The following is a 3600-nucleotide window of genomic DNA, read 5'->3' as shown; positions in this document are numbered from 1 at the left end:
CACCCCGAGGCCGCCGAGCCCGCGCGGCCCGGCCTGAACGAGGGCCTGCTCGCCGCCGGGGAGCGCGAGGACGCGCCCGGCGACGGCCCCCGGCGCGAGTACCTGGAAGCCTTCGACCGCCCCTTCGGTACCCCTGCCGCCCCGCTCCGTACCGGCACCCCGTCGCCCCGCGCGCCCGAAGCGCACACCGCCGCGGACGACGTGGATCTGTTCACGCCCCGCCCCAAGGCCCCGCTGGCCTCCCGCGCTTTTGCCGGAGACGGCACGGACGGCGAAGAGGGCACGCACGGCAGGGACGCCCCGCGCGAGGCCGGGAACGCGGCGGACACCGCGAAGACAGCGAGCGCCGGGAACGCGGCGCACACCGGGACCGCGCCGAGCACCGCCGCCGGTGAAGCCCGCCGGTCCCGTGAGGCCGCCGCGCCCGATGACGCGCCCGGCGCGGGGGACGGCGCGAGCGGTCCCCCCGCGCCCAGGAGCGGGAGCGGCGGACACCGGGGGCGGCTCGTCGTCGGCGCCTGCGCCGCCGCGCTCACGCTCGGCCTCGCCGTCGCCGTCTCCGGGCAGTCCCACGGCGAGAGCGCGCCGCTCGACGCGAAGACGCAGGCCGCGCCCTCCGTGGACGCGAAGCGCTCCGTGCCGAGCGAGCGCCCCTCGCCCGCCGCCCCGCCCACCTACGACGAGCTCATGGGCCGTACGTACCCGCTCGCCGCCGACGCCAAGGGGCCGGGGACCTTCACGACCGTGCCCGGCAGCGCGCGCGCCCCGCGCCAGGGCGCGCAACTGCTCAGCTACCGCGTCGACGTCGAGGACGGCCTCAAGCTCGACGCGCAGCTCTTCGCCGACGCCGTGCAGAAGACCCTCAACGACGACCGGAGCTGGGCCCACCAGGGCCAGCGCGCCTTCCAGCGGATCTCCACGGGGCAGCCCGATTTCGTCGTGACCCTCGCGAACCCGGGGACGACCGCCGACTGGTGCGCCAAATCGGGGCTCGACACGACCGTCGACAACGTGTCCTGCGACTCCGCCGCGACCCCCCGCGTCATGATCAACGCCTACCGCTGGGCGCAGGGCTCCCCGACGTACGGCGACGCGATCCACCCCTACCGGCAGATGCTCGTCAACCACGAGGTCGGCCACCGGCTCGGCCACAACCACGTCAGCTGCACCCGTGACGGGCAGCTCGCGCCCGTCATGCAGCAGCAGACGAAATTCCTGGACCACGACGGCATCACCTGCCTGCCCAACCCCTGGCCCTACCCGAAGAACTGACGGGACGACAGGAGGCGGGCGAGGCCGGTCCGGGTCCGAATGTGACCGGTCTCGCTTTGACACCTGTCCGTTTATCGATCATATTTTTTCGCATGTCGAACGCTCGCATCGCGCCGCAGTACGCCTTTGAGCTCGTGCTCATCGGTGTCACCGCGCTGTGCGTGGCCGACATCATCTGTCTCTGACCCCAGCGTTCCCCCGACGCCCGCCGGCTCTTTTCCCGGCCCCGCCTCGGCTTCTCCCGCAACGCTCCGGGTCGCACCCCTTGTCGCCCTGCCCTGTTCCAGGACGCGCGCCTTCCCCCGCACCCCCGGAGCGCCCCCCTCCGGCCCGTCGTGCGTGCCGCCCGTCCAAGGAATTCCGCATGTCCCGTTCCCCCCTGCCCGCCTCCGTCCGCAGATCCGCCCGTACGCGCGGCAGCGCCGCGCTCGTCGTGAGCCTGGTCCTCGCGGGCGGCCTCGCCGCCTGCGGCCCCGACGACAACGGCTCCGCCTCCTCCGGCGCGGCCAAGGGCGGCGGCGCGGGGGCGAGCGGCGCCCCGCAGCGGGGCGGCACCCTCACCGTCCTCAACGCGCAGCCCACCACCGACTTCGACCCCGCCCGGCTCTACACCTCCGGCGGCGGCAACGTCCCCTCCCTCGTCTTCCGCACCCTGACCACGCGCGCCCGCGAGAACGGCGCCGCCGGCTCGAAGGTCGTGCCCGACCTCGCGACGGACACCGGGACCCCGAGCAAGAACGCCACGGTGTGGACGTACCACCTCAAGAAGGGCCTGACGTACGAGGACGGCTCGCCCATCACGAGCGCCGACATCAAGTACGGCATCGAGCGCTCCTTCGCGGGCGAACTCTCGGGCGGCGCCCCCTACCTGCGCGACTGGCTCATCGGCGGCGCCGGCTACCAGGGCCCGTACAAGGACAAGAGCGGCAAGGGCCTCGCGTCCATCGAGACGCCCGACGACGCGACGATCGTCTTCCACCTGAACAAGCCCGAGGGCGAGTTCCCCTTCCTCGCCACGCAGACGCAGTTCGCGCCCGTGCCGAAGAAGAAGGACACCGGCACGAAGTACGAGAACCACCCCGTCTCCTCGGGCCCGTACAAGGTCGTCTCCAACGAGAACGACGGCGAGCGCATCATCCTGGCGCGCAACACCCACTGGTCCGCGGACAACGACGACCAGCGCAAGGCGTACCCGGACCGGATCGACGTCCGCTCCGGGCTCGACTCGGCCGTCATCAACCAGCGGCTTTCGGCCAGTGTCGGCAAGGACGCCGCCGCGATCACCACCGACACCAACCTCGGCCCCGCCGAACTCGCCAAGGTCACCGGCGACAAGAAGCTCGCCTCGCGCGTCGGCACCGGGCACTTCGGCTACACGAACTACCTCGCCTTCAACCCGAAGGTGAAGCCCTTCGACAACCCGAAGGTCCGCGAGGCCGTCGCCTACGCCGTCAACCGCGCCTCCGTCGTCAACGCGGCGGGCGGCTCCGCGCTCGCCGAGCCCGCCACGACCTTCCTGCCCGACCAGAAGTCCTTCGGCTACACGAAGTACGACCCGTTCCCGGCCGGGGACAGCGGCAATCCGCGGAAGGCCAAGGAGCTGCTGAAGGAGGCCGGTCACGCCAAGGGCCTCACGATCACGCTCTACCACAACAACGCGAAGAACTTCGCGACGAGCCCCGAGGTCGCCACCGCCCTCCAGGACGCGCTCGCCAAGGCCGGGATCAAGGTCCGGCTCAAGGGCCTCGACTCCAGCGACTACAGCGACACCGTCTACAGCGTGAAGACCCAGCCCGGCGCCTTCCTCGCCGGCTGGGGCGCCGACTGGCCCTCCGGCGGGCCCTTCCTCGGCCCGGTCTTCGACGGCCGCCAGATCGTCAAGGACGGCTACAACTTCAACTCCGGCCGCCTGAACGACCCCGCGGTCAACAAGGAGATCGACGAGATCAACAAGGTCACCGACCTCGACGCGGCGGCCGCGCGCTGGGGCGCGCTCGACAAGAAGATCGGCGAGCAGGCCCTCACCGTGCCGCTCTTCCACCCCGTCTACAAGCGGCTCGTCGGCACCGCCGTCAAGAACGTCGTGATCAGCGACTGGACCGGCGTCCTCGACATCTCGCAGGTCGCCGTCAAGTAGCGGCCCGCACGGGGGCGGTACGGGACCGGGACGACCGGGCCCGTACCGCCCCCGTGCGGGCCGCTACTTGACGGCGACCTGCGAGATGTCGAGGACGCCGGTCCAGTCGCTGATCACGACGTTCTTGACGGCGGTGCCGACGAGCCGCTTGTAGACGGGGTGGAAGAGCGGCACGGTGAGGGCCTGCTCGC

The 3600-nt window shown here is 72.0% G+C and carries 3 protein-coding genes; all 3 read left to right on the top strand.

Annotated features, from left to right (window positions below; all coding sequences use genetic code 11):
* The coding region (locus SSBG_RS30830; protein WP_008745752.1) for a DUF3152 domain-containing protein at nt 1-1272 on the top strand (1272 nt) is incomplete at its 5' end.
* 92 nt (nt 1273-1364) lie between these two features.
* A complete protein-coding gene (locus SSBG_RS35680; protein ID WP_324603493.1) occupies nt 1365-1457 on the top strand; it encodes an Ms4533A family Cys-rich leader peptide in 93 nt (30 codons plus the stop codon).
* A gap of 179 nt (nt 1458-1636) precedes the next feature.
* Nucleotides 1637-3409 carry an ABC transporter substrate-binding protein gene (locus SSBG_RS08325; protein ID WP_037869255.1) on the top strand — a complete coding sequence of 591 codons (1773 nt, stop codon included), beginning with the start codon at nt 1637-1639 and terminating at the stop codon, nt 3407-3409.
* Nucleotides 3410-3600: the final 191 nt, after the last annotated feature.

Origin of the sequence: Streptomyces sp. SPB074, assembly GCF_000154905.1 — a bacterium.
Classification (GTDB): domain Bacteria; phylum Actinomycetota; class Actinomycetes; order Streptomycetales; family Streptomycetaceae; genus Streptomyces.
The sequence above is the reverse complement of the archived record's forward strand: the minus strand, read 5'-3'. Positions and strand labels throughout refer to the sequence as shown.

Bases quoted from the DNA above. Each gene is read 5' to 3' on its own strand.
- SSBG_RS08325 (WP_037869255.1), top strand. From the start codon at position 1,637: ATGTCCCGTTCCCCCCTGCCCGCCTCCGTCCGCAGATCCGCCCGTACG.
- SSBG_RS35680 (WP_324603493.1), top strand. From the start codon at position 1,365: ATGTCGAACGCTCGCATCGCGCCGCAGTACGCCTTTGAGCTCGTGCTC.